The sequence below is a fragment of the Novosphingobium aromaticivorans DSM 12444 genome (assembly GCF_000013325.1).
GTDB lineage: Bacteria > Pseudomonadota > Alphaproteobacteria > Sphingomonadales > Sphingomonadaceae > Novosphingobium > Novosphingobium aromaticivorans.
On record NC_007794.1, the window covers coordinates 91,170 to 115,219 of the forward strand.

At 65.8% G+C, this 24,050-nt stretch carries 24 protein-coding genes; 14 read left to right on the top strand and 10 right to left on the bottom strand.

Translation table 11 applies throughout. The features are described from left to right. Positions 1-78 precede the first annotated feature (78 nt). Both SARO_RS00440 and nadA read left to right on the top strand, forming a co-directional pair. Positions 79-807 carry a hypothetical protein gene (locus SARO_RS00440; RefSeq protein ID WP_011443751.1) on the top strand — a complete coding sequence of 243 codons (729 nt, stop codon included), beginning with the start codon at positions 79-81 and terminating at the stop codon, positions 805-807. A 61-nt stretch (positions 808-868) separates the two neighbouring features. Further along, positions 869-1,867 carry a quinolinate synthase NadA gene (gene nadA / locus SARO_RS00445; RefSeq protein ID WP_011443752.1) on the top strand — a complete coding sequence of 333 codons (999 nt, stop codon included), beginning with the start codon at positions 869-871 and terminating at the stop codon, positions 1,865-1,867. 135 nt (positions 1,868-2,002) lie between these two features. Here the strand turns inward: nadA and SARO_RS00450 are convergent, their stop codons facing one another. Continuing rightward, positions 2,003-2,851, bottom strand: coding sequence for a DMT family transporter (locus tag SARO_RS00450; RefSeq protein WP_234007382.1), 849 nt, complete (start codon positions 2,849-2,851; stop codon positions 2,003-2,005). Between the two features lie 128 nt (positions 2,852-2,979). On the opposite strand from SARO_RS00450, the gene SARO_RS00455 reads away from it, so the two are divergent. Together SARO_RS00455 and SARO_RS00460 are read left to right on the top strand one after the other, a co-directional pair. Beyond that, a complete protein-coding gene (locus tag SARO_RS00455; RefSeq protein WP_011443754.1) occupies positions 2,980-4,083 on the top strand; it encodes an alkene reductase in 1,104 nt (367 codons plus the stop codon). A 14-nt stretch (positions 4,084-4,097) separates the two neighbouring features. Continuing rightward, positions 4,098-4,979, top strand: coding sequence for an HpcH/HpaI aldolase/citrate lyase family protein (locus SARO_RS00460; protein WP_011443755.1), 882 nt, complete (start codon positions 4,098-4,100; stop codon positions 4,977-4,979). On the opposite strand, the gene SARO_RS00465 is transcribed toward SARO_RS00460, so the two are convergent. After that, positions 4,962-5,270: a hypothetical protein gene (locus SARO_RS00465; RefSeq protein ID WP_011443756.1), complete on the bottom strand. Its 309-nt coding sequence runs from the start codon at positions 5,268-5,270 to the stop codon at positions 4,962-4,964. The genes SARO_RS00460 and SARO_RS00465 overlap by 18 nt on opposite strands. Then, a complete protein-coding gene (gene lipB, locus SARO_RS00470; protein ID WP_011443757.1) occupies positions 5,267-5,935 on the bottom strand; it encodes a lipoyl(octanoyl) transferase LipB in 669 nt (222 codons plus the stop codon). The genes SARO_RS00465 and lipB overlap by 4 nt, the downstream gene beginning before the upstream one ends. Before the next feature lie 77 nt (positions 5,936-6,012). On the opposite strand from lipB, the gene SARO_RS00475 reads away from it, so the two are divergent. Further along, positions 6,013-6,834, top strand: coding sequence for a glycerophosphoryl diester phosphodiesterase membrane domain-containing protein (locus SARO_RS00475; RefSeq protein ID WP_011443758.1), 822 nt, complete (start codon positions 6,013-6,015; stop codon positions 6,832-6,834). 8 nt (positions 6,835-6,842) lie between these two features. Here SARO_RS00475 and SARO_RS00480 read toward each other — a convergent pair whose 3' ends face one another. Next, positions 6,843-7,469 (bottom strand): class I SAM-dependent methyltransferase, encoded by a 627-nt coding sequence (locus tag SARO_RS00480; RefSeq protein WP_011443759.1) that lies wholly within the window; start codon positions 7,467-7,469, stop codon positions 6,843-6,845. A 130-nt stretch (positions 7,470-7,599) separates the two neighbouring features. On the opposite strand from SARO_RS00480, the gene SARO_RS00485 reads away from it, so the two are divergent. Beyond that, positions 7,600-8,922 (top strand): MFS transporter, encoded by a 1,323-nt coding sequence (locus SARO_RS00485; RefSeq protein ID WP_011443760.1) that lies wholly within the window; start codon positions 7,600-7,602, stop codon positions 8,920-8,922. 67 nt (positions 8,923-8,989) lie between these two features. Further along, positions 8,990-10,492 carry a lipopolysaccharide biosynthesis protein gene (locus SARO_RS00490; protein WP_041549853.1) on the top strand — a complete coding sequence of 501 codons (1,503 nt, stop codon included), beginning with the start codon at positions 8,990-8,992 and terminating at the stop codon, positions 10,490-10,492. On the opposite strand, the gene SARO_RS00495 is transcribed toward SARO_RS00490, so the two are convergent. Further along, a complete protein-coding gene (locus tag SARO_RS00495) occupies positions 10,485-11,441 on the bottom strand; it encodes a CDP-alcohol phosphatidyltransferase family protein (RefSeq protein WP_011443762.1) in 957 nt (318 codons plus the stop codon). The two genes, SARO_RS00490 and SARO_RS00495, sit on opposite strands and share 8 nt — an antisense overlap. 238 nt (positions 11,442-11,679) lie before the next feature. Between SARO_RS00495 and SARO_RS00500 the strand changes: the two genes are divergently transcribed. The 3 genes from SARO_RS00500 to SARO_RS00510 all read left to right on the top strand — a co-directional run bounded on the left by SARO_RS00500 (position 11,680) and on the right by SARO_RS00510 (position 14,805). After that, on the top strand, positions 11,680-12,765 hold the full coding sequence (locus tag SARO_RS00500) for a CDP-alcohol phosphatidyltransferase family protein (RefSeq protein WP_011443763.1): 1,086 nt from the start codon (positions 11,680-11,682) through the stop codon (positions 12,763-12,765). A 95-nt stretch (positions 12,766-12,860) separates the two neighbouring features. Then, a complete protein-coding gene (locus tag SARO_RS00505; RefSeq protein ID WP_011443764.1) occupies positions 12,861-13,961 on the top strand; it encodes an inositol-3-phosphate synthase in 1,101 nt (366 codons plus the stop codon). Positions 13,962-14,055: 94 nt separating this feature from the next. Continuing rightward, on the top strand, positions 14,056-14,805 hold the full coding sequence (locus SARO_RS00510) for an NTP transferase domain-containing protein (RefSeq protein ID WP_011443765.1): 750 nt from the start codon (positions 14,056-14,058) through the stop codon (positions 14,803-14,805). A 42-nt stretch (positions 14,806-14,847) separates the two neighbouring features. On the opposite strand, the gene SARO_RS00515 is transcribed toward SARO_RS00510, so the two are convergent. Continuing rightward, positions 14,848-15,342 (bottom strand): DUF2141 domain-containing protein, encoded by a 495-nt coding sequence (locus tag SARO_RS00515; protein WP_011443766.1) that lies wholly within the window; start codon positions 15,340-15,342, stop codon positions 14,848-14,850. Between the two features lie 376 nt (positions 15,343-15,718). Here SARO_RS00515 and rpe point away from each other — a divergent pair, with 376 nt between their 5' ends. From rpe to SARO_RS00535, 4 genes are all read left to right on the top strand, one after another. Beyond that, positions 15,719-16,378 carry a ribulose-phosphate 3-epimerase gene (gene rpe / locus SARO_RS00520; protein WP_011443767.1) on the top strand — a complete coding sequence of 220 codons (660 nt, stop codon included), beginning with the start codon at positions 15,719-15,721 and terminating at the stop codon, positions 16,376-16,378. 1 nt (position 16,379) lies between these two features. After that, positions 16,380-18,266, top strand: a complete 1,887-nt coding sequence (locus SARO_RS00525; RefSeq protein ID WP_011443768.1) for a heparinase II/III family protein — start codon at positions 16,380-16,382, stop codon at positions 18,264-18,266. Positions 18,267-18,276: 10 nt separating this feature from the next. Beyond that, positions 18,277-19,866, top strand: coding sequence for a bifunctional phosphoribosylaminoimidazolecarboxamide formyltransferase/IMP cyclohydrolase (gene purH / locus SARO_RS00530; protein WP_011443769.1), 1,590 nt, complete (start codon positions 18,277-18,279; stop codon positions 19,864-19,866). Between the two features lie 95 nt (positions 19,867-19,961). Then, positions 19,962-21,701 (top strand): chloride channel protein, encoded by a 1,740-nt coding sequence (locus SARO_RS00535; protein WP_011443770.1) that lies wholly within the window; start codon positions 19,962-19,964, stop codon positions 21,699-21,701. Positions 21,702-21,775: 74 nt separating this feature from the next. Here the strand turns inward: SARO_RS00535 and SARO_RS00540 are convergent, their stop codons facing one another. From SARO_RS00540 to SARO_RS00555, 4 genes are all read right to left on the bottom strand, one after another. Then, positions 21,776-22,405 carry a cell wall hydrolase gene (locus tag SARO_RS00540; protein ID WP_011443771.1) on the bottom strand — a complete coding sequence of 210 codons (630 nt, stop codon included), beginning with the start codon at positions 22,403-22,405 and terminating at the stop codon, positions 21,776-21,778. A gap of 215 nt (positions 22,406-22,620) precedes the next feature. Continuing rightward, positions 22,621-22,962: a DUF1491 family protein gene (locus SARO_RS00545; RefSeq protein ID WP_011443772.1), complete on the bottom strand. Its 342-nt coding sequence runs from the start codon at positions 22,960-22,962 to the stop codon at positions 22,621-22,623. 1 nt (position 22,963) lies between these two features. Next, positions 22,964-23,458, bottom strand: a complete 495-nt coding sequence (locus SARO_RS00550; RefSeq protein WP_176929312.1) for a PaaI family thioesterase — start codon at positions 23,456-23,458, stop codon at positions 22,964-22,966. Beyond that, complete coding sequence (locus tag SARO_RS00555) at positions 23,433-23,894, bottom strand: PTS sugar transporter subunit IIA (protein ID WP_011443774.1); 462 nt, start codon at positions 23,892-23,894, stop codon at positions 23,433-23,435. The genes SARO_RS00550 and SARO_RS00555 overlap by 26 nt, the downstream gene beginning before the upstream one ends. Positions 23,895-24,050 lie beyond the last annotated feature (156 nt).

Sequence of the window (24,050 nt, forward strand, 5' to 3'; positions counted from 1 at the left end):
ATTCCGGTGTGACGGGCGTCATTGGAACGGCTCAGGGCCCAGGCTAACGGCAGCCGCGGGACTGGTGGGAGACTGTTCATGGCAACCGCCGCTACATCGACTGCATATCCGTATTCGCGCGACCAGCGCTTTTTCACCCGCATGGCGATCGGCATGGCGCTGTTCGTCGTCTTCGCTTTCGGCCAATGGGCCTTGCGCGGGTTCTCATCACCCACGACCGCGCCGGTCTGGGTCCACCTCCACGGCATCGCCATGCTTTCGTGGCTGGCGCTGGTCGTGGTGCAGAACCAGCTTGCGGCAAGCGGGAACATCGCGCTGCACCGCAAGCTAGGATGGACGGGACTGGGCCTGGTCTTCGTCGTGGCGGGGCTAGGCATGTTCACCGGCCGCATGGCAATCGAACTGCACCGCGTTCCGCCGTTCTTCAGCAACGCATATTTCCTCGCGCTCACGCATTTCGGCGTGCTGATCTTCGCGGCGATGGTGATTGCTGCCATCGCCATGCGGCGCAACACGCAGTGGCATCGCCGACTGATGACGGGCGCGATGATCCTCATTCTCGAACCGGCCATAGGCCGCCTCGTGCCCGCGCCGATCCTCGGCCCGGTCCTGACCCCGGTTAGCGAGGCGACGTTCCAGCTCTGCGTGGTCGGCGTGATGGCAATGCACGACGTCAAGGTCCGGGGCACGGTCCATCCCGCCACGCGGATCAGCGCGCTGGCCGTGATCGTGCTCTTCGCCCTTGTAATGGGCCTGTCGGTCTTCCCGCCGTTCGTTTCGCTGGCGGAAGGTATTGCGGCGGGCTGATCCGGTCCCTAAGTCCCCTCTCGCCCCGGCACGGTCGCCGGGCGAGAGGAACTGCCCAGCGATGACCGTCCAGCCTGCGAACCTTTCCGGACTCGACCTGCGCGCCGAGATCGACCGCCTGCGCAAGGAGCGCAAGGCCGTTATCCTGGCCCACTACTACCAGCGGCCGGAGATCCAGGATCTTGCCGATTTCGTCGGCGACAGCCTCGAACTGTCGCGCAAGGCGGCAGCAACCGACGCGGAAGTCATCGCCTTCTGCGGCGTGAAGTTCATGGCCGATACGGCCAAGATCCTCAGCCCAGAGAAGATCGTCGTCCTGCCTGATCTCGACGCCGGATGCAGCCTCGAGGACTCCTGCCCGCCGGACAAGTTCAAGGCCTTCCGCGAGGCGCATCCCGATCACATCGCGCTGACCTACATCAACTGCTCGACCGAGGTTAAGGCGCTCTCGGACGTCATCGTCACCTCATCCAGCGCGGAAACGATCCTGTCGCAGATCCCGCCGGAGCAGAAGATCATCTTCGGCCCGGACCGGCACCTCGGCGGCTACCTCAACCGCAAGTTCGGGCGCGACATGCTGCTCTGGCCGGGCGTGTGCATCGTGCACGAGGCTTTCTCGGAGACCGAGCTGCTGAAGCTCAAGGCGCAGCACCCTGACGCGCCCGTCGCCGCGCATCCCGAATGCCCGCCCCACATCGTCGACCACGCGGACTACGTCGGGTCGACCAGCGGCATCCTGCAATATGCCAAGACGATGACCGGCGACACGCTGATCGTTGCAACCGAGCCGCACATCATCCACCAGATGGAGCTGGCGATGCCCGACAAGACCTTCATCGGCGCGCCGGGGGCGGACGGCAACTGCAACTGCAACATCTGCCCGTACATGGCGCTCAACACGATGGAAAAGCTCTACCTCGCGCTGCGCGACCTGAGCCCGCGCATTGAAATCGAGGAAGACATGCGCCTCGCCGCCAAAAAGAGCCTCGATCGCATGCTCGATATGGCGAGCGGCACGGTCGGCCTGGGCGACCTGGGAGCACGTCCCTTCGGTAGCTGATCATCAGCCGGCAACCATACCCCGCCCCGCCATCGCCGGTGCCGCGTCGATCACCTCGAGACAGGCGCGAACGGCGGGGTCGGGCATGGGATTCGCACATGGCGGGCAAGACAAGGCAGGTCGCCGCTGGCGCGATCAGGCGGACTTGCCCTCGCCCAGCCGCGCCAGCACCAACGCCGCACCGACCAGTGCCATGCCGATGGCATCGGGCAGCGCGAGGACTTCGCCGAACGAAAGCCAGCCGACCACGACCGAGACCGCCGGCTGGGTCAGCAGGACGAGGCCGATGACCAGCGGCGGAAAGTGGCGTAGCGAATAGACCAGCAGCCCCTGCCCGACGATCTGGCTGGCGAGCATCAGGCCGACCAGTGGCCACCAGGTGCCCGGAAGAACCGGCTCGCCCAGCGCCAGCGCGGTGACGAGAAGAACCGGGCATCCGGCCAGGCTCGACCAGAACAGCAGGCTCCACGACCCGAAGCGGCCGCGCACGTGCTGAACGAGCAGAATGTAGACCACATAGAAAAGCCCGGCGAGAATGCAGAACAGGTCTCCGGCCAGCGTGCGCGTGTCGATCTCCATCGAGCGGCCGAGCAACAGTCCCGCCCCGCCCAGCGCCAACGCCACCGCCGCGAACTCGCGCAGGTGGGGGCGGCGGTGCATGGCGATCAGGCCCCAGACCATCAGGATCACGCTGCCCGAATTGCCGAAAAGCGTCGCGTTGCCCAGCCGCGTCCTTTCGATCCCCACGTGCCAGCTTGCCAGGTCTAGCGCGAAGACCACGCCCGCGCCGACAATGATCGCCCAGTCCTTGCGCTGGTAACCCCACATCGGCTCGCGCCCGCGCAGCGCGAAGATCGCGAGCAGCGGCAGTGCCAGGGCCAGCCTCCACAAGCCTGCGGACACCGGGCCGCTGTCGGCGAGACGCACGAACCAGGGTCCCAGGGCCAGCGCAACGTTTCCTGTCAGCAGGGCAAGGAAATGCATCGGGCGTGGCCGCAAAGTCGGGCCGGGTTCACTTGAATTCGTCATGGGGGCCGCTTAATCCAGTTGCAAAGCGAAACCGAGCTCTTTCATCGCGCGGTGTCGCCGAAGTCATCAAGGAGCCCCCTAGCATGCATGAACCGCTGTTCCAGCCTGTGCGCCTCGGCGCCATCGAAGCGCCCAATCGCATCATCATGGCCCCGCTCACCCGTGGCCGCGCGAATCCCCAGGCGGTGCCGACACCGATCATGGGCGAATATTATCGCCAGCGCGCCAGCGCCGGCCTGATCATCTCCGAGGCGACCGCGATCAGCCCCGAGGGCGCCGGGTGGCCGAGCGCGCCGGGCATCTGGACCGACGAGCAGACCGAGGCGTGGAAGCCGATAGTCGATGAAGTTCATGCGGCGGGCGGACGCATCGTCCTGCAGCTTTGGCACATGGGCCGCGTGGTCCACCCCTATTTCCTCGGCGGCGAGCCACCTGTTTCGGCATCGGCGACGCGTGCACCCGGCCATGCCCATACGCCGGAAGGCACCAAGGACTACGAGACAGCGCGCCCCCTGCGGCTGGACGAGATTCCCCGTCTGATCGACGATTATGGCCGGGCGGCTGAAAATGCACGGAAGGCCGGGTTCGACGGGGTGCAGCTCCACGCCGCGAACGGCTACCTTATCGACCAGTTCCTGCGCGACGGCACCAACCTTCGCGACGACGATTACGGCGGCAGCCCCGAGAACCGGGTGCGCCTGATGCGCGAGGTGATGGAGCGGCTGATCTCGATCTGGGGCAAGGAGCGGGTGTCGATCCGCCTTTCGCCCAACGGCGATTCGCAAGGGGTCGACGATAGCAACCCCGAGGCAACCTTTGGCGAAGCCGCGCGAGTGCTCGAGGAACTGGGCGTCGGCTTCGTCGAACTTCGCCAGCCGGGACCGGAAGGCACATTCGGCAACACTGACGTGCCCAAGCAGGACGGCCTGATCCGCTCGATCTACACCGGACCGCTTGTGCTCAACAGCGACTACACGCCGGAGGAGGCTGCCGCAGACGTGGCGTCCGGCCGCGCGGACGCGATAAGCTTTGGCCGCCCGTTCATCTCCAATCCCGATCTCGTCGAGCGCATCCGCGTGGGCGCGCACCTCAATCCGAACAAGGGGGTGCCTGCAACGTGGTATTTCCCGGGCGAAGCAGGCTATACCGACTATCCGACACTGGCCGAGGAAACGGCCATAGCCTGAAGGAGTGATGCCGCATGCCGCCCAGATCCTGGCTCTTCGTACCCGGAGACAGCGAGAAGAAGCTGGGCAAGGCCATGGCCACGGGCGCGCATGCGGTAATCGTCGACCTCGAGGACGCGGTGGCGCCGGCGGCAAAGCCGCAGGCCCGCGTCCTCGCCCGGGACTGGCTTGGAATCCACCGCCAGCACGTGACCGAAAACCGCCCCGTGGCGCGGTGGGTGCGCATCAACGCAATCGACACCGGCATGTGGCGCGAGGACCTGCAGGTCGTCATGGCTGGCGCGCCAGACGGCGTGATGCTGCCCAAGTGCGAGGGACCAGAACAGGTCCGCCAGCTTGCCGCTGAAATCTATGAGCTGGAACAGCGCAACCGCGTGCCCAACGGTTCGACGCGGATCCTGCCTCTGGTCAGCGAGACAGCCAAGTCGGCGCTGACCATCACCAGCTACGTCGACGAACCCATGCCGCGCCTAGCCGGGCTGACATGGGGCGCCGAAGATCTTTCGGCCGTGCTGGGCGCCACGCGCAAGCGGGATGCCGCCGGCGCGTGGACAGACGCTTTCCGGTTCATCCGCGCGCAATGCCTGCTGACCTCGCACGCGAAGGGCGTCTGGGCGATCGACACCCTGCACGACGATTTTCGCGACGAGGCGGGCACGAAGCGGGCGGCCGAGGCCGCGCGAGCCGACGGATTCACCGGCATGCTGGCCATCCACCCATCGCAGGTGCCGATCATCAACACGGCCTTTGCTCCGACGGAGGCTGAACTTGCCGAAGCGGAAGCCATTGTCGCACTGTTCGCCGCCAGCCCCTATGCCGGGACGCTGCAATACAACGGCCGCATGGTGGACCAGCCGCACCTCAGGATGGCGAAGCAGCTACTCGGCAGAACCTGAAGCAGGCGCCGACGCCGACGCCGACGCCGCCGGGGTTGCGGGAGTGGCGGCGGGCTCTTCCGCCGCTTCGCTCGCCGAGGCGCCCTCCGCCTTGCGGCTACCCTGCGCCTTGACGGGCGCAAGCGGCGGAGAGGCAGTCGACGTATCGAGATCGATCATCGCATCGCTGATTGAACCCGGCAGGACTTCGGCACCGGCAGCGGCCTTGCCCTCGTCGGCCTTGCGGTTGCACCCGGCGACGAGCAGCGGGAGCGGCAGGCAGGCAGCGAGGCAGATCGAGCGAAAGTTCATGCGGCCTCCGGTGGGCAGGGCGTGTCGAGACGGGCGAGGAAGCCGTCGAGATGCGACAGCAGCGCTTCGTCCCATTGGTCGGGTGTAACCTCGCGACCGAGCGCGGCAAGACTGGTCACGCCGAATTCCTCGATCCCGCACGGAACGATGCCGCCGAAATGCGCGAGATCGGGCGACAGGTTGACCGAAAAGCCGTGCATCGTGACCCAGCGCCGGATGCGCACGCCGATCGCGCCGATCTTCGCCTCCCGCCCGTCGGCCCCGCGCGTCCAGATGCCGACACGTCCCTCGGCACGCCACGATTCGACTCCGAAATCCGCGAGTGTTTCGATCACCCAGCCTTCGAGCGCATGAACGAAACCGCGCACGTCGCGGGCACGTTTGCGCAGGTCCAGCAGAACATAGCCCACCCGCTGGCCGGGACCATGATAGGTGTAGCGCCCCCCGCGCCCGGCCTCGACCACCTCAAAGCGGGGATCGAGCAGTTCGTCGGGTGATGCGCTGGTCCCGGCGGTGTAGACGGGCGGGTGTTCGAGCAGCCAGATCAGTTCGGGCGCGGTGCCTTCGGCAATCGCGGCGTTGCGCGAGGCCATGGCATCAAGCGCCTCGCGGTAGGGAACCTGCGCGGTTTCACGGCGGATTTCGATGGTTTCGCTTGCAGCCATGCCTTGCGAATGGCGCGGACCGGTCCGCTATTCAAGGGGGTTCGACAATGGCGGGTCGTGGCTGCTAGTAAGCCCGAATGATGCCTCGTCTCGACAGCAGTCTCGCCTGGAAGACCGCGACACGCCTTGTCGCCACCAACCGCGACGTGCTGATGGCGATTGCGGGGGTGTTCTTCCTGCTGCCCGGCCTTGCCTTCTCGGTCTTCGTGCCCGAGCCGCAGATGGCTCCGGGCACGCCGCCCGGCGAGATGATGGAGATCATGGCCGAAGCCTGGACTTCGTCGCTGCCGTTGCTGATCGTGGTGACCCTTCTGCAGATGGCGGGCACGGTTACGGTGCTGATCGTGATGACCGATCCGGCACGTCCGACCGTCGCGCAATCGATCCGGCGGGGATTCATGGCACTGGTGCCCTATGTGCTGGCGCAGGTCATGGTGGGCGGCGCACTCGGCATGGGATTTCTCGTGCTGGTGAGCGCGGCGGCACTTACCGGCGTTCAGGCGATCGGCGCGATCGCGATCCTTGCTGCATTCCTGGCCATGGTCTGGTGCAGCCTGCGCATGGCGCTGGTCGCTCCGGTCCTGGCAATCGAGGCGGAGCGCAACCCCGTGGCGGCGCTGCGACGCTCGTGGCAGCTGACGCGCGGCAATTCCGGCCGGATGCTGGCGTTCTTCTTCCTCGCCGGACTGCTTTTCGCGGTGGTCTATGGCCTGGCGATGATGTTGGTGGGCGTGGTGCTGGTGCTTACGACCGGCGGAAGCGTGCAACACGTTCTCAACGCCGCGGTATCAAGCGCGATCACTTCGGGCGCTCTGGTCTATTTCATCGCGATGCTGGCGGCGGTCTACAGGCAGTTCGCGGGGCCGCCGAAGGAAGAGATGATCCAGATCTTCGAATAAGGTCGGCCTTATTCCTTCCAGCCCCAACTGATCACGCAGGGCGGCACGTTGAGCGGTTCGAAGCCCTTGTCGATGTGACGGAAGAACTGCCCCATGAGATCGCGGGCGCGGGCGGTGTACTGGTAGACAAGGAAAGCGCCGCCGGGACGCAGAACGCGATGCGTCGCGCCCATGATGGCTGGCCCCACGCCTTCAGGCAGGGTCGAGAACGGCAGGCCCGAAAGCACGTAGTCGGCATTCTCGAAGCCGTGCGCGCGGACGATTTCCTCCACGTCGCTTGCCGAGCCGTGGACCGCGATGAAGCGGCTGTCGCCGATGGTCTTCTGCAGGTACTCGATGAAATCGGGGTTGGTATCGATCACGATGAGGCGGCCGTCGCGGCGCAACTTCTCGAGGACCGGGCGGCAGAAGGTGCCGACGCCGGGACCATATTCGACGAAAAGGCGGCATTCCTCCCAGTTCACCTTCGAAAGCACGCGTTCGATCGTGCGGTTCGAAGACGGGACGATCGCGCCGACCATGGCCGGGTGCTTGAGGAAGCCCTTGAAGAAAATGCCGGCCGGGCCGAGCATGCGTTCCGCCTTGCGCTTTGCCCGCTGGATGATGGGCTGGCGCGCCGCCTGGGTCGAAGTCATTGCGGAAAGAGGTCCTCTGCCGATCAAGCTTGCCTTGGCGGTCGCAAATTTGCACCGTCATTGCAAGCATCCTGCGGCGGGCATAACTCTCCAGTATGAACCAGTCGTGGACAACGGAGGGATAGCAGCGATGACCGAAGGCCCGATCCGCCTGCCGAAAGAGCGCATGGCGCTGCTCTTTGCGGTCATGCTGGTCACGGCGGCGGGCAACACCGCGATGCAATCGGTCATGCCTTCGGTCGGCACCCGGCTCGGCATTGCCGACGTTTGGGTTAGCCTTGCCTATTCCTGGTCGGCCCTGTTGTGGGTGATGATGGCACCGTACTGGGCACGCCGATCCGACCGTCGCGGCCGCAAGGCGATGATGGCTCTGGGCGTGACCGGCTTCATCCTGTCCTTCGCCTTTTGCGGCGCCATCCTGCACTTCGGGCTCGATGGCTGGTTCGGCGCGGGGCTGACCATGGCGCTCTTCGCGCTGGCCCGCTCGCTCTATGGCGGTTTCGGATCCGCCGCGCCCCCGGCTGTCCAGGCCTATGTCGCCAGCCGCACCGGCCGCGCTGACCGAACCAAGGCGCTGTCCCTCGTCGCATCGAGCTTCGGACTCGGCACGGTGCTGGGCCCCGCACTTGCCCCGCTGATGATTCTACCCGGACTTGGCCTTATCGGACCGTTTGCGGTGTTCGCCCTGTTCGGCGTCATCGTCCTTGTCCTGTTGCGCATGCGCCTGCCCGACGACGATCCGCGCTTCGCCGCACGCGGTGAAGTCATGGCGGCACCGTTCAGCGCATCGTCGAATCCGCGCATGGTCGAGGACCGGCCCGACGGATCGCCCGACGAACTGCCGGAAGCAGAGCCTCTCCACCAGGGACCGGACCACTTGCGCTGGTCCGACAGGCGGCTGCGGCCATGGCTACTGGCCGGCCTGATCGGCGGCCATGCGCAGGCCATGCTGCTGGGTGTGATCGGATTCCTGCTGCTCGACCGGCTGGGCCTGCGTGGCGATCCCGATGCCGGCGCGGGACCGGTGGGCCTGGTTCTGATGGCTGGCGCCGTCGCGACGCTGCTGGCGCAGTGGGGATTGATCCCGATGCTCGGGCTGGGACCACGCACCTCGACGCTGTGGGGCATGGGACTGGCGGCTGCGGGCGTGATTCCGGTGGCAATGGGCAACGACCTGCACACCATCGCGGTCGGCTTCGCCCTCGCATCGGTCGGTTTCGGGCTGTTCCGGCCGGGCTTCACGTCGGGCGCGAGCCTGGCGGTCTCTCCGCGCGAGCAGGGACAGTCGGCGGGGATCGTGGCCTCGGTCAATGGCGCGGCCTATATCGGGGCGCCTGCCATAGGCGTCTGGTTCTACAACCATTCGCAGTGGTTGGCCTGGGGTGCGATGGAAGTGCTTGCGCTTGGCGTGGTGGCGCTGTGCCTCGTCGCCATGCAAAAGGATCCGGACTGAACCCTACATCGGCGATAGCCAATCGCGGGCTTGCCAATCACCGCTTTTGACGCCAAGCGCCTCTGCCATGGCCCCGTCGAGCACTCCCCAGAAGGTCATCGCCCGTGGGGTGGGCTCAAACGCCTTCAGCTTCGTCATCCGCTTCGCCGCGAGGGCCTCGTTCCTCTATGTCGGTGCTCGCCTTTACGGCGCGGCCAACTACGGCGTGTTCACGATGGCAAGCGCGATGGTCGAACTGGCCGTACCGGTGGCCAGCCTCGGCCTGAAGCGCATGATCTTTCCCTGGCTGGAGGAAGAGGCGCATGGCGATTCGCCGCGCCCGGCGACTCACGTTCTGCTCGATGCGCTGCTGCTCGCGGCCTGCGCAGGCGTTGCGGTTGCGCTGCTGCTGATCCTGGGTACGCGCCTGCTCCCCGCATCAGTCGTTTCAGACCAGCTGCGACTTGCCTTCGCACTGCTGGCGCCGGCGGTGCTGGGCCAGGTTACCGGCGACATCGCGCTCGCCGCGACGCGATGGACGCACAAGATGCGCTATGAAGTTATCGCGCGGGGGTTGGTCGAGCCCTACGTGCTGACCGGCGTGGCACTGGTCGCCTGGCATGCCGGCCTGCACGATACGGGGATGCTGCTGGGTTACTGGGCGGGATCGATCGCGCTCGCCGGATTCTCGTTGTGGAGCGCGCGGCATTGCCTGGGATCGCTACAGATGCGGCGCTGGCGGCCCAATCTCAACGGCCTTGCCCACCGCGCGCGGTCGCTCGTGCCGGCTAGCGGTAGCGACTTCCTGACCAACCTGGCTCAGCGCATCGACCTCTATCTCGTGGGCTTCCTGCTGGGCGACGCGGCTGTCGGCGTCTATGGCGTGCTGCGCCAGCTCCGCACCCCGATCCTGCAGGTCCGGCAGGCCTTCGACGGCATCTTGACGCCGCTGACCGCGCGAACGCTAAAGACCGATGGCGAACTGGCGACGGGCGAGGCGACGGCCGCAGCGACGCGCGTCATCCTCACCATCCAGCTCGGCGTGGTACTTCTGATGGCAGCAGCGGGCGATGCGCTGCTCGACCTGTTCGGCGCGCACTATGCGACCGGCTATTCGGCCTTGCTGGCCATGGTGCTGGCCGAGACGATCAACGGAGCGTTCGGTGTGTCGGAGCTGATCCTCTACTACCGCCGGCCCGCGCTCGCGCTGAAGGTCAACCTGATCCTGATCGCGATCGCCGCGGCGACGATCCCGCTCCTGACGCCGCATTACGGAATCCTCGGCGCGTCCATGGCAATGCTGCTGGCGGCGGTCGTCGCGGCCCTGCTGCGGCGGTACTGGCTGGCGGGTCTTGGCGTCAGACGGCATCCGCTTCATGCGGCCGTGCCTGCAGTGGCAGCGGGGGTTTCGGTCCTGCTCGGCGCCTATGCGGGCTGGGTTGTGCGGATGAGCCTGCTGCAGGGCGCGCCGGCCGGACTGGTCAAGGCGACACCGCCGCTGCTGGCGCTGGCGTTCTACCTGCTGTTCGTGTGGGGCTGGCGCAAGGCGAGGCCCGGCATCCTGTCGCTCGACCGCTACCGCGTCAGCTGAGCGCGGGTGCCGGACCGTCGACGCGGTTCGCCGTGGCCATCGCGGCCCGGTTATGCAGCCGTACCGAGATCAGCAGCAGGACGTTCAGAACGACCGCCTGGTAGAAGAAATACCACACCGGGCTGCCGGCGATCATCGCAAGGCCGAGCACGATCGCCCGCGGATTGGGACCGAGCAGCTTGAGGAAACGAAGCAACGGCTTCTGCTCGCGCGCGACTTCGGCACGGATCGCCTGGAGCCGGGTTTCGTCGCCGGCCGCCATCGCGCTTCCCACGGCGGCATCGATGCGGCGCGCGTAGGGCGTCATCCCGGCGGCAAGGTAGAGGTACCCGCGTGCGATGGACTCGAAGAACCGTGCGACCAACCCGCGTGAGCCGAACAGATCGCCGCCCTTGTCGCGCGCATTGTTGAGCCAGGGCACGCCGTAGGTCCAGTACTGGTAGAAACGGCGCTGCACCTCGACGTGGTTCGACTGGACGATGTGCGAGGCACCCGCGGCCAGCGTCCAGGCCCACGCCGGCCCTGCGCCGATCTGGCGAGTGAGGACGAAGGCGAGCAGGACATAGACGATGATGTGGCTGAGATAGTCGCAGACGCCATCGACCATCTCCCCGATCGGGCTGGACTTGCCGGTGAGCCGCGCCAGATCGCCATCGGCGCCGTCGACCACATGCCAGCTCATGTGCAGGATCATGCCGAGCAGCGCGCCCCAGGGCCAGCCGAGCTGCCAGGTGCCGCCGGTCGAATCCATATTGAAATAGACCGCGCCCGCCGCGACGACGAGCAGCCCGCCAATGACGGAGACCATGTTCGGTGTCAGGGGTGTGCGCGAAAGGACCTTTGCCAGCCGCCAGGCGAGCGGATGATAGAGGTAGAAATTCAGGGCATCCTGCATTTCGCGCGGGCGTTTCGGACGCTTGGCGTCCCCTGCGCCTGCGAGCCTCGTCATTTTGTGCACTCCTTGTCGGTCATGGCTTGGCGACCGGAAGGCACGGCTATATAAAACCGCCGCCCGGGTAAACAGGGTCGGGGCAGGTTTGCACCGGATAGGTGCCCGGTCAAAAGACGAGGGGCGGGCGCATACCCAGAAAAGGGCATCGAGCATTTCAACATCGGGTCTCATCGTATTCGCAGCCGGACGGGATGCCGATCGGCTCGTCGCCGGCATACCCGCGGCAGCCCGCGTCGTGCGCGAGGCTCGCCTGGCGGGACTGGTGTCGTGCGAGGTCAACGGCGGCGCGGGATGGAACCCGACCGCCGCGACCCGCGCCGAAGCGGTGAGGCTGGGAGGACCGATGCCGGTCTCCTTCGCCGGTGGGAACACGTCCGTGCAAGGCCTGGTGGCGGTGATCCGTGGCGACGCCCTGCCGCCGGCCCAAGCCATCGCCGATGCAGTGGCAGGCCGCAACGAGCCGGTCGAAGGCGTGGAAATCACGTCAGGACCGGGAATCGACGAGGCGATCGCCCGCGCGGTTTCGGCTGGACGCGACGCGGCGGCGCGGCTTGAAGCCGCCGGGCGCGCAATCCTTCGCGGCACAGCCAAGCCGACTGACGGGATCGTCTCGCGGCACGTCAATCGCCCGCTGTCGCAGGCGATCTCGACCGTGGCGCTGCGTATCCCCGGCTTCCGGCCCGTCCACGCCACGATCGGCACCGCCGTCATTGCCATGGCCATGTTCGCCTGCCTTCTGCTGGGTGGGGAAAGTGGCCTTGTCGCAGGCGCGCTGCTGTTCCAGGCGGCATCGATCTTCGATGGCGTCGACGGGGAGGTTGCGCGGGCCACATGGCGCACTTCACCGGAAGGCGCGCGCATGGACAGCCTTATCGACGCGGCGACGAACCTCGCCTTTCTGGCAGGTGTGGCATTCAACCTTCAGCTTCAGGGCCGCATCTTCGCTGCAAGTCTGGGGTACACAGGGCTCGCACTTCTCGCTATCGGGCTGTTCCTGATCGGACGCGCGGCGGCCCGCAGTAATGCCCCGTTCAGCTTCGATCTGGTCAAGGAACACTATCGGGCCAAGGGTGCGGCTGCGGATCGGACTGGCAGCCCTGTGGCCGGAAACAGCCCTTCCGGCGGTGGTGAGATCCGGGACACGAGGCCGTCGCAGATCATGCAATGGCTGACATTCATGACCAGCCGCGATTTTTTCGCGCTGGTGTTCGCTCTGTTGATCGCGGGAGGGCTTGCGGCGCTAGTCCTGGCCCTTTTTGCGATCGCGGCGGCGGGGTGGCTGGTTGCAGTCATCCTCGCCCTCGTGCCGAAGCAAGCTTGACGACGGGGATTCTTCTTGCTTTTGGCGCGCGATTTGGAAATGAGGCTTAATCGTTACAGCCGCCCCCGGGCGCCTGTGTGAAGGGATCAGTATTCATGAAGCCAATCAAGGTCGCCGTGATCGGCGTGGGCAACTGCGCTAGCTCGCTGGTGCAGGGGGTTGCCTACTATCGCAACAACAACTCGTCGCAGGGCCTCATCCATGACCGGATCGGCGGCTATGGCGCGGGTGACGTGGACTTCGTGCTCGGCGTCGACGTCGATGCGCGCAAGGTCGGCAAGGACATCGCCGAGGCGATCTTCGCCGCGCCGAACAACACCACCGTGTTCCAGCCCAACGTTCCGCCGACCGGCGCGAAGGTCATCATGGGCCGCGTCTCGGACGGCGTCGCCCCGCACATGACCACCGTTGGCGACAAGGGCTTCATCGTTTCCGATCAGCCCGAGGCCACCCAGGCCGACATCGTCAAGGCGCTGAAGGATTCGGGCGCGGAAGTTCTCCTCAACTTCCTCCCCGTCGGTTCGCAGAACGCCACCGAATTCTACATGGAATGCGCGCTTGAAGCCGGCGTTGCGGTCGTCAACTGCATGCCCGTGTTCATCGCATCGACCCCGGAATGGGAAGCGAAGTTCCGCGAGAAGCGCATCCCGATCGTCGGCGACGACATCAAGGCGCAGGTCGGCGCCACGATCGTCCACCGCGTCCTGTCGAGCCTGTTCGCCGCCCGCGGCGTGAACGTCGAGCGCACCTACCAGCTCAACACCGGCGGCAACACCGACTTCATGAACATGCTCGACCGCCAGCGTCTGGGCAGCAAGAAGGAATCGAAGACCGAGGCAGTGCAGGCCATGCTTGCCCAGCGCCTCGACGACGAGAACATCCACGTCGGCCCGTCGGACTATGTTCCTTGGCAGAAGGACAACAAGCTGTGCTTCCTCCGTCTGGAAGGCGCGCAGTGGGGCAACGTGCCCATGAATCTCGAGCTTCGTCTCTCGGTCGAGGACAGCCCGAACTCCGCAGCTTGCGTCATGGACGCGATCCGTTGCTGCAAGGTTGCGCTGGACCGCGGTGAAGGCGGTGCGCTGATCGGCCCGTCGGCCTACTTCTGCAAGCACCCGCCGCAGCAGTTCAACGACGACGTCGCCGCGCAGATGGTCGAGGAATATGCCTCGGTCGAAAAGCTGGCCGCCGAATAAGCGACCGCTCCAAAGCGACTGAAAAAGGCCGACCGGGCGATTCGTCTGGTCGGCCTTTTCGTTTGATGCCCCAGACGACTTTCCGGAAATTGCCATGGACGCACTGATCATCGCCGCCGGTTACGGCAGCCGTCTTGCCGACCTTTCCCCTTCCAAGCCGCTGACGCCGGTCGCCGGGGTGCCGCTGATCGAGATCGGGGTGCGCCAGGCAATGGAAGCCGGCGTGACGCGCGTCGTCGTGGTCACCGGACACAAGGCCGACATGGTCGAAGCGTTCCTGGCGGACCTGTCGCAGCGTGCGGGAATCGAAATCGTTCCAGTGCGCCTGTCCGACTGGTCGACGCCCAACGGGCACTCGGTCATGGCCGGCGCCACGCGGTGCGAGGGCAACTACCTGCTGATGATGGCCGACCACATGTTCGAGGCCGATATTCTGGCGCGGCTTCTGCTCGAGGACCGGCCCGAGCGCGGCGTCACGCTCGCGATCGATCGTCGTACCGACAATCCGCTGGTCGATCCGGACGACGCGACCTGGGTGAAAATGGACGATGAAGGCCGCATAACCGCCATCGGCAAGACCATTGCCCCCTATGACGCGGTCGATTGCGGGGCCTTCCTGGCAACGCCTGAACTGGCCGTGGCGATCCGCGAGGCCATTGCCGAGGGCAAGCCCGGAAGCCTTTCGGACGGAATGCAGCGCCTTGCCGATGCCGGACGTGCCGGAACGATGGACATCGAGGATGCGTGGTGGATGGACGTGGACGATCCGCGCGCCCACGCGCTGGCCGAGGAACTGGCCCCCTGGCACCTTGCACGGACCTTCGCCGCGATCGGTCAGGACTGAGCGCCCTTCGGTGGCCGGGGAGCAGCGCTCCCCGGCAACTGATCAGGGGTACTTGAGGTGGATGCGGGTCGACAGGCCCGTCTTCGAGATATTCAGTCGCACCGAGCGGAAGGACGGAATGCTCGCGATCGTGGGGGGGTTGTTCGAAAAGCCGAAACCCTCCTCGGGCAGGCCAAGCACGCCACTGCGCTTGATGTTACGGCTCGAATCCTCGTCGTGATAGACAGCCAGCGCATAGACGCCCGGCTTGGGCACGAAGAGGCACATCTTCGTCTCGGGCGCAGTGGCATCGACGCGGCCAACGTACATCGACCCCTTCTTGACCAGGAATTTGCGCGGCTCGTCGGCATAGAGCGTAACCGCCATCAGGCCGTTGCCGTTGCGCACGCCATCGACGGTGACGTTGATCCAGGTATCGCTGACCGGGCCGGCGCAATTGGGCGCATTCGCGCTCGCGGCGGTGCTGGCACCGGTGAGCGCGGCGGCGGTGGCGGCAACGGCAATGGCCGCGGCGTACATGCGTCTCGGCTTGGTCATGGTCAAAAAAGCCCCGATTTCGATGTGTTTGTAAGGCGGCCCGCGGCCGGTGTTCCTCGCGAATTTTCCGGCACGCCTGCGGCGCCTGTCCCAGTCCCCTGCCGGTGGCATACCGACAGATCTCGCTTACGTTAAGTACGATTCGCGCCGTGAATGCGTGCTTAACTTCGCCGAAGGCGCATGTTCATCCGGGGGGGACGGGGATGACAAACCGGAGGAACCGCCTCCAAACCGGGACATTCCGTGTGGATAAGCGCGCATTCACTGCTTGTTCGGCCGATTCGCGAAAGGTAAGCGCGAAGGACGGGGTGGCCGTTAGCAGGCGCCAGAGTGTGCACCTATGTCCCTGCCGCCCGATGCAGGAAGACGCCGCCCGATGACTCCGCTGATCTCACCTTCCATCCTCTCAGCCGATTTTGCCCGCCTGGGCGAGGAAGTGCGCGCAATCGACGCCGCCGGGGCCGACTGGATCCATGTCGATGTCATGGACGGCCACTTCGTGCCCAACATCACCATCGGGCCGATGGTCGTAAAGGCGCTGCGCCCGCACACGACCAAGCCTTTTGACGTGCATCTGATGATCTCCCCGGTCGACGGCTATCTCCAGGCCTTTGCCGATGCCGGCGCGGACATCATCACCGTCCACCCCGAGGCGGGGCCGCACATCCACCGCACCGTCCAGGCGATCAAGGCGCTGGGCAAGAAGGCCGGCGTCTCTCTGAACCCGGGCACGCCGGCAAAGATGCTCGACTACCTGATCGACGACGTCGACCTCGTGCTGGTGATGAGCGTGAACCCCGGTTTCGGCGGACAGAGCTTCATTTCCAGCCAGCTTCGCAAGATCGAGGCGGTGCGCAAGATGATCGACAAGTCGGGACGGGACATCCACCTCGAGGTCGATGGCGGCGTTGATACCAGAACGATCCGCTCCTGCGTCGACGCAGGCGCCGACGTCCTGGTCGCCGGGACCGCGACCTTCAAGGGTGGGCCTTCGCAATATGCGGCCAACATCGCCGCGCTGAAGGGTCTCGGCTGAGATGGAAAACAGCGGCTTCCCCGTCATCGGAAGCCGCCAGGCGGCCAAGGCGCCGCACGAGTCGGCGATTCCGCTGGCAGGCTCGAGGGAGGAACCGCTGGTCGATATCGCTGACAGCTATCTTCCCCTCGACGAGGACCAGACCGCCGCTCCCATCGCCGATCCGACCGCGGTGGAGCCGGGACGTTCGCTCGCGCTTGCCGATTTCGCCCCGCCCGCACTTGGCGCGGGAGACCGGCTGGTCCGGCTCGCCTATCGGATGGGCCTTCCCGCGAGCGCGATCCATCCCTTCCGCAAGCGGGCGAAGACAAGGCTGACGGCAACAGTTACGCCGCCCCTCCCCGGAGATCCGGCGGCCGGCAAGGCACTGCGTGCGGGGCATTTCCTAGTCCACGGCTTCAAGTCGCCAATTGCCGACACCGCATTTTCGGGCCCGCGCCTGCCACCGCCGTTCGAACGGATGGTTCACGGCTTTCGGTGGTTGCGCGATCTCGAGTCGGGCGGGACGCGGGCGCAGTGCACGCAAGTGGCCGAACGCATCCTGGCAACCTGGCTGAAGGCAAACCCCAAGCCGAACCCGACGCCCGCATGGGATGTGGGCAACGTCGGCCATCGCCTGCTCAACTGGATGATCCATGCGCCGCTCGTCCTGTCTGGCCAGGACCGCGGCTTCCGCAGCCGCATGCTGCACACGATCGAGGATACCGCACGCTGGCTCGACCGGCACGTCGCCAAGGCTGACGACCGGCTAGGTGAAGTGGCGGGCTGGTGCGCCATCGTTGCCACCGGCCTGCTCATGGCCGACGGAAAGCCACGCCGCCTCTATGGCGAAGCCGGCCTAGTACGCGCGCTGGGCGAACTGGTCAGCGACGATGGCGGCGTATTGTCGCGCAGCCCGCTCTGCCAGATCGAGGCGATAGAACTGCTCGTCAGCCTGCGCGCCTGCTACGACGCGATACGGTCGGAACCGCTGCCGCAGATCGGGACCATGCTGAACCTGCTGGTTCCGCCGCTGCTAGCGCTGCTGCATGGCGATGGCGGACTGGGCAACTGGCAGGGCGCAGGGGCCATCGAGGCTGACCGGATCGAGGAACTGGTCCGGGCAACCGGCGTGCGCACCCGTCCGCTGCGCGATGCACGCCAGTGGGGTTACCAGCGCGCAACGGCAGGCAAGGCCGTGCTCCAGTTCGATGCAGGGCCACCACCCGTGGCCCGCCACGCGCGCGACGGATGCGCTTCTACCCTGGCTTTCGAGTTCAGCCATGGACCGGACCGGCTCATCGTCAACTGCGGCGGCGCGGCGTTTGCCGGCGGACTGATTCCCCTGCGGCTTGAGCAGGGCCTGCGCGCGACGGCTGCGCATTCGACGCTGACCATCGACGATTTCAACTCAACCGCAGTCCTCATCAACGGTCGCCTCGGTTCGGGCGTTTCGGAGGTCGAGGTCGACAGGCGTACGCTTTCCGCCGACGGCAACGGTCCGGGCGCGACGCGCATCGAGGCCAGCCACAACGGCTATGTGGGGCGCTATGGCCTGACCCATCGCCGCATCCTGATCCTGCGCGACGATGGCAGCGAACTGCGCGGCGAAGACCTTCTGGTGCCAGCAGGGCGCAAGGGCAAGCGCGGAACCATCGGCGTCGCCTTGCGATTCCATCTCGGTCCGCATATCGAGCTCGCCACCAGTGCGGACGGGAAAGGCGTGACGCTCGCCCTGCCCGACGGGAGCCTGTGGCAGTTCCGCTCGGGCCGCGATGCGGTGTCGGTCGAGGAAAGCCTCTGGGCAGACGGGCAGGGACGCCCGCTGGCAACGCGCCAGCTTGTCGTCACAGCCAAGGTTCCACGCAGCGGAGAGAGCTTCTCCTGGCTGCTCAAGAAGATGAGATAGGAATTTCCACGTGACCGAGGTTACCATCAAGCGGGCGCTGCTTTCGGTGTCCGACAAGTCCGGCCTTGTCGATCTGGGCAAGGCGCTGGCCGCGCGCGGCGTCGAACTGCTGTCCACCGGCGGTACTGCCAAGGCGCTGCGCGATGCCGGCCTGGCGGTGAAGGACGTGTCCGAGCACACCGGGTTTCCCGAAATGATGGACGGCCGCGTCAAGACGCTGCACCCGACGATCCACGGAGGCCTGCTGGCCGTACGAGACAATCCCGAACACGCCGCTGCGATGGCCGAGCACGCGATCGGTGCGATCGATCTCGTCGTGGTCAACCTCTACCCGTTCGAAGCGACCGTGGCCAAGGGTGCGGAGCGTGAGGAGGTGATCGAGAACATCGACATCGGCGGACCTTCGATGGTCCGTTCGGCGGCGAAGAACCACGAATACGTCACCATCCTGACGGATGCGGCCGACTATGCCGCGTTCCTTGGCGAACTCGACCAGACCGGCGGCGCGACGACACTCGCCTTCCGCCGCAAGATGGCCGCCAAGGCCTATGCCGCAACCGCCGCCTATGATGCGGCAATCTCGCAGTGGTTCGCGACCGTGGACCAGCAGGAACACTTCCCACCCGTCCTCGCCGCCGCGCACACCCGCGTGACCACGCTGCGCTATGGCGAGAACCCTCACCAGGATGCCGCACTCTACGTTCCGCGCAATCCCGCCGTCACCGGCCTGCCGCAGGCGACCCAGGTGCAGGGCAAGGAGCTGTCCTACAACAACTACAACGATGCCAACGCAGCGCTTGAACTGGTCGCCGAGTTCGCGGGCGCGAAGCCGACGGTGGTGATCGTGAAGCACGCCAACCCCTGCGGCGTGGCAACGGCGGAAACGCTGCTTGAAGCGTGGAAGGACGCGCTCGAGTGCGACTCGGTCTCGGCATTCGGCGGGATCGTGGCGACGAACGTTCCGCTCGACGGGCCAACCGCAAACGCAATCTGCGAGATATTCACCGAAGTGGTTGTGGCGCCGGGCGCAGATGACGCGGCGAAGGAAGCCTTCGCACGCAAGAAGAACCTGCGCCTGCTGCTGATCGATTCGCTTCCCGATGCGGGCCGCAAGGGCCTCGTCACCGTGCCGATCGCGGGCGGTCTACTGGTGCAGGACCGCGATGCGGGCAAGATCGACAAGTCCGACCTCAAGGTGGTGACCAAGCGCGCGCCGACCGAACGGGAGCTGGAGGACGCGCTCTTCGCCTGGACCGTGGCAAAGCACGTCAAGTCGAACGCCATCGTCTATGCCAAGGACGGCGTGACGGCCGGCATTGGCGCAGGCCAGATGAACCGCCGCGACAGCTCGCGCATCGCCGCCGCGAAGGCCAGGGAAGCGGCCGAAACCCATCACTTCAGCGAAGTGCGCACGGTAGGCTCGGCAGTAGCCTCCGACGCGTTCTTCCCCTTTGCCGATGGCCTGATGGCGGCCGTGGAAGCGGGAGCCACCTGCGTGATCCAGCCCGGTGGCTCGATCCGCGACGAGGATGTGATCAAGGCTGCTGATGAAGCCGGCCTTGCCATGGTCTTCACCGGAATGCGCCACTTCCGCCACTGACCTGAATCCCGCCCGGGCGCGCATCAGCGAGGCCCGGGCGGAAGCGGCCCAATATCGTCCTTCGTGCAAATGCCTGATTGCGCTAGGCAACAGGCGTGCTGAAGCGACTCCCCGCCCTGTTGCGCTGGCTGCGCAAGCAAGTCCGTGCAAGCGAACTGGTGTTCCTCGCGCTCGCCATCGGAGTGGGCATGGCGGGTGGCCTGTTCACGGTAATCCTGGGCGCCGCCGCGCGCACCGTGCAACACGTCCTATACGACCTGCCTCCGGACCTCCGCCTTAGCGCAGCTCCTTCGCTGCCACTATCCGTTCTCATCGTCCTGCCGCTTGGCGGCCTCGTGCTCGCCGCGTTCAACTGGGCTGCGGGCGTCCGCCGGCGCGCGCTGGTCGACGCGGTCGAGGCCAACGCTCTGCACGGGGGCCGCATGTCGGCCATGGACAGCGCCGTGGTGGCTGGCCAGACCGTCATTTCCAACGGGTTCGGCGCGTCGGTCGGGCTTGAGGCGGCGTACGCACAAGTCGGCGGTCTCTTCGGCTCGCTCGGTGCGCGCCTCCTCAGCCTGCGCCGACCAGACGCGCGAATCCTGGTGGGGGCGGGCGCCGGAAGCGCGATTGCAGCCGCATTCGGTGCGCCGCTTGCCGGGGCATTCTACGCCTTCGAGATCGTGATCGGGGCCTACACGCCGTCCGCCATCGCACCTGTAGTCGCCGCAGCGCTTGCCGGGGCTCAGGTCGCGCGTCGGCTTGGCGTCGTACCCTATGTGGTCAGTGCCGAGCCAGGGCCGGCCATCCACACGGCAGGCTACATTGCCTACGGCGGGCTGGGGGCAGTGTGTGCGCTGCTTGGCATCGTGCTGATGCGGGCGGTGGCGCTAGTGGAAACAGGGTCGCGCAAGGCGATACCGGGGCCCTGGCGGCCTGCAATCGGCGGCCTGCTGCTGATCCCACTGGCCATGCTGACACCGCAGGCACTCTCGGCCGGACACAGCGCCCTCCATCTCGACATGACCGAGACGCTATCACTCGCCTTCGTGGCCATGATCCTCCTGGTGAAGAGCGCAAGTTCGATCGTTTCGCTCGGCTTCGGTTTTCGCGGCGGCCTGTTCTTCGCCTCGCTGTTTCTCGGCACGCTGGTTGGACACCTTTACGCCGGTTTGCTGGCCCTGGGGCTGGGCCACCCGGTGCTCAACATCGGCAACGCATCACTGGTGGGAATGGCAGCCCTTGCAGTGGCGGTCGTCGGCGCGCCCTTCACGATGGCCATGCTCGTGCTCGAGGCGACGGGCAACTTCAGCCTGACCGGAGCCGTACTTGCGGCATCGCTCGTGTCCTCCACGCTGGTGCGCGAGCTGTTCGGCTATTCCTTCTCCACATGGCGCCTGCACCTGCGCGGTGAAACGATCACCAGCGCGCGCGACGTGGGCTGGGTAAGGACGCTAACCGCAGGACGGATGATGCGGCGGGGGATGGCGACGATAGACGGCAGCGCGACCATCGCGGAACTGCGCCGCCGCTTTCCGCTTGGCTCCACAAGCCGCGTAGTGGTGACCGACACGTCCGGGAAATACGCGGGGATCGTGACTATCGCCGCTGCCTTTGCGGACGGCGTCAATTCCGAAGCGGCGGTCACTTCGGTGTGCCACAGCGCGCAGGCCACGCTTTCCCCGGAGCAAGACATCGTCCAGATCATGGGGCGCTTCGACGATCTGGCGACGGACGAACTGGCCGTGGTCGACATGCAGGGCAACGTCCTTGGCCTGGTCACCGAAGCCCACGTGCGCAGGCGCTATGCCGAAGAACTGGACAAGGCGCAGCGAGATCTGTTCGGAGAACGTTGAGGCTACAGAGCTACGCGAAAGGGCCGGCGCAACCTGTCGGTCGCGCCAGCCCTGCATTTCCCGTCCAACGGAAATCAGCGATAGAAGATGTGGCTATCCACCCTGGCCATGCGCACCTTCCCCCAACGGGGCGAGACGTGCGAGGCGTGGAAGAACATCGCACCTTCGACCGGGCTTTTCCAAAGACCTTCGTCGGCAATCACGGCAATACGCACGGCATTCTGCCAGGCGCGGCTGTTGCGGTTGATGGCCGGCATCGCGTGGCCGCGAATGAAGGAGAACTGCGAGGGCTGGAACACCACACCGCAATAGGAAGAGGGGAAGCGACCGGAATTGGCGCGGGCGACGATCACGCGGCCGACGGCAAGCTGCCCGGCAAGCGATTCGCTCTTCGCTTCGAAGAAGATGGCACCTGCGAGGCATTCCAGTTCATTGGAAAGCGAATCGGGGGCCTGGGTGTTCTCGACCAGTTCGGCAAGCGAGGAAGCGGCTTCGCCAGCTTCGCCTTCGGATGCCTGGGTAGCGATTGCGGCCGTCGGCTTGGCAACGGGCTGCACCACGGGCTGGGAGATGAATGTCGTCACGGATGCGACGGGGGCGTTGATGCCCTGTGCGGCGGCGTGGGATCCGCTCGTGCTGAGAAGGGTTGTGATAAAAGTCGCAGCAATGCTCAGCGTCGCCGCGTATCGGAACTTCGTGCTCATCCAACATCGTCATTAGGCGGTGAGCTTCCGGTCATGGCGCGACAAAGGACCCTCCCGCGCGGAGCGAAGCTGCGCACGTGGGCCAAATGCCGAAGGGCCATGTCGGTTGCCCCCCGTCTGCGTGCCAGTGCGGTCAGCCTGTCTGCCGTCCGTCACCGCCTGCGCAAAATCGGTGGGGTGCCTTTATTGTGCGGTGCGGAAGAGTCAACCCGCGTTCAGCTCTGCGACAGGTTGTCCCGGACGAACCGTTCGCGATCCGCGACAGTCAGTTCGACTATCCACACATCGGGATCCTGGACCATCCGACGGGTCAGATAATCCTCAAATTCTTTTTTATTTTCAATTAGTTGATGCTTTGTTGTGGTCCACTTTCGTGTGCCATCAAGCTGGGGCATCCGCTCATGCAGAGTTGCAAGACCTTGATTTTCCACAATAACGATAAGTAGTGTCCCCGCGTCCCGTTCACCTTTGTTAAGAACCATAGCGAAGCCGCCGGCGGCCTGCGTCAACCGGATCAGGCCGGATACTTCGGCGTGTGCGGGAAGGCGCGCGCTCACCTCAGCCCAGCGCGGCGCGCAGACCCGCGTTATAGCCGTCGAGCCCGGAGAGCGGGATGCGCGAGCGCTGGAATGTACCCGTGCCGCGGCCCACTTCCTCGCCTTCCTCGTCGATCAGGCGCGCTTCGGCCACCAGCACGCGGCGGCGGCCTGATACCCAGCGTCCCTCGGCTGTTACCCGGCCACCTTGGATCGGGCGGGTGAAGAACAGATTGAACGACGTCGTCAACAGGAAGCGATCGGTGACCAGCGTGTTCGCTGCATAGAACGCCGCATCGTCGAGCATCTTGAAATAGATGGTGCCGTGAGCCGCGCCCGCGGCGTGGAAGCACGACGGCGTCACTTCGAAATGGATGCGCGACACGCCTTCCGCAACGATCTCGAGCCGGGATTCGAACAGGCTGTTGACCGGAGCCGAGGCGTAGAGCCCTTCCAGCGCACGCCAGTGAAGGTGCGCGCTGTCGGCAGGCTCAGGCGGCGTCACGATCGATGACATTGACCAGCAGGCCGTAGATGGCCTCTGCATCGGGCGCGGAGACCAGACGTTCGTGCATGCGCTCATCACGCATCAGGCGCGAAATCGCGGCCAGCGCCTGGAGATGGGTGGCTCCCGCCTGGGCGGGGGAGAGCAGGCCGAACACGCAATCGACCGGCATGCCATCCGCAGCGGCGAATTCGACCGGATTTTCAAGGCGGAAGAAGGCCGCGACCGGCTTTTCCAGACCGTCGATCCGCGCGTGGGGAATAGCCACGCCCCGGCCAAAGCCAGTGCTGCCCAGCTTCTCGCGTTCCTCGATGCCCTCGATCACGGTCTCGGCGTCGAGCGCGTAGACCTCGGCGAAGCAGCGCGACAGATCCGCAAGGATCTGCTGCTTCGTCTCCGCGCGGATAACGCGGACGGCCTGGGGACTGATCGTGAAGAGAGCCGTCATAACGGATGAAATGTATCACATAAGTGCAAAGGCACGGTGAATTGGGGGGCGCCATGCTCCCGAATGGGCGCGAACGCAAGCGCAAAGCGCTGGCCGGGAGAAGCGCCTGTTCGCAAAAGGAAAGGGGGACGCAGCGCATCCCCCTTTGCTTCTAAC

Coding starts and splice junctions, on each gene's coding strand:
- SARO_RS00440 (WP_011443751.1), top strand. CDS start 79: ATGGCAACCGCCGCTACATCGACTGCATATCCGTATTCGCGCGACCAG.
- nadA (WP_011443752.1), top strand. CDS start 869: ATGACCGTCCAGCCTGCGAACCTTTCCGGACTCGACCTGCGCGCCGAG.
- SARO_RS00450 (WP_234007382.1), bottom strand. CDS start 2,851: ATGCATTTCCTTGCCCTGCTGACAGGAAACGTTGCGCTGGCCCTGGGA.
- SARO_RS00455 (WP_011443754.1), top strand. CDS start 2,980: ATGCATGAACCGCTGTTCCAGCCTGTGCGCCTCGGCGCCATCGAAGCG.
- SARO_RS00460 (WP_011443755.1), top strand. CDS start 4,098: ATGCCGCCCAGATCCTGGCTCTTCGTACCCGGAGACAGCGAGAAGAAG.
- SARO_RS00465 (WP_011443756.1), bottom strand. CDS start 5,270: ATGAACTTTCGCTCGATCTGCCTCGCTGCCTGCCTGCCGCTCCCGCTG.
- lipB (WP_011443757.1), bottom strand. CDS start 5,935: ATGGCTGCAAGCGAAACCATCGAAATCCGCCGTGAAACCGCGCAGGTT.
- SARO_RS00475 (WP_011443758.1), top strand. CDS start 6,013: ATGATGCCTCGTCTCGACAGCAGTCTCGCCTGGAAGACCGCGACACGC.
- SARO_RS00480 (WP_011443759.1), bottom strand. CDS start 7,469: ATGACTTCGACCCAGGCGGCGCGCCAGCCCATCATCCAGCGGGCAAAG.
- SARO_RS00485 (WP_011443760.1), top strand. CDS start 7,600: ATGACCGAAGGCCCGATCCGCCTGCCGAAAGAGCGCATGGCGCTGCTC.
- SARO_RS00490 (WP_041549853.1), top strand. CDS start 8,990: ATGGCCCCGTCGAGCACTCCCCAGAAGGTCATCGCCCGTGGGGTGGGC.
- SARO_RS00495 (WP_011443762.1), bottom strand. CDS start 11,441: ATGACGAGGCTCGCAGGCGCAGGGGACGCCAAGCGTCCGAAACGCCCG.
- SARO_RS00505 (WP_011443764.1), top strand. CDS start 12,861: ATGAAGCCAATCAAGGTCGCCGTGATCGGCGTGGGCAACTGCGCTAGC.
- SARO_RS00510 (WP_011443765.1), top strand. CDS start 14,056: ATGGACGCACTGATCATCGCCGCCGGTTACGGCAGCCGTCTTGCCGAC.
- SARO_RS00515 (WP_011443766.1), bottom strand. CDS start 15,342: ATGACCAAGCCGAGACGCATGTACGCCGCGGCCATTGCCGTTGCCGCC.
- rpe (WP_011443767.1), top strand. CDS start 15,719: ATGACTCCGCTGATCTCACCTTCCATCCTCTCAGCCGATTTTGCCCGC.
- SARO_RS00525 (WP_011443768.1), top strand. CDS start 16,380: ATGGAAAACAGCGGCTTCCCCGTCATCGGAAGCCGCCAGGCGGCCAAG.
- SARO_RS00540 (WP_011443771.1), bottom strand. CDS start 22,405: ATGAGCACGAAGTTCCGATACGCGGCGACGCTGAGCATTGCTGCGACT.
- SARO_RS00550 (WP_176929312.1), bottom strand. CDS start 23,458: ATGTCATCGATCGTGACGCCGCCTGAGCCTGCCGACAGCGCGCACCTT.
- SARO_RS00555 (WP_011443774.1), bottom strand. CDS start 23,894: ATGACGGCTCTCTTCACGATCAGTCCCCAGGCCGTCCGCGTTATCCGC.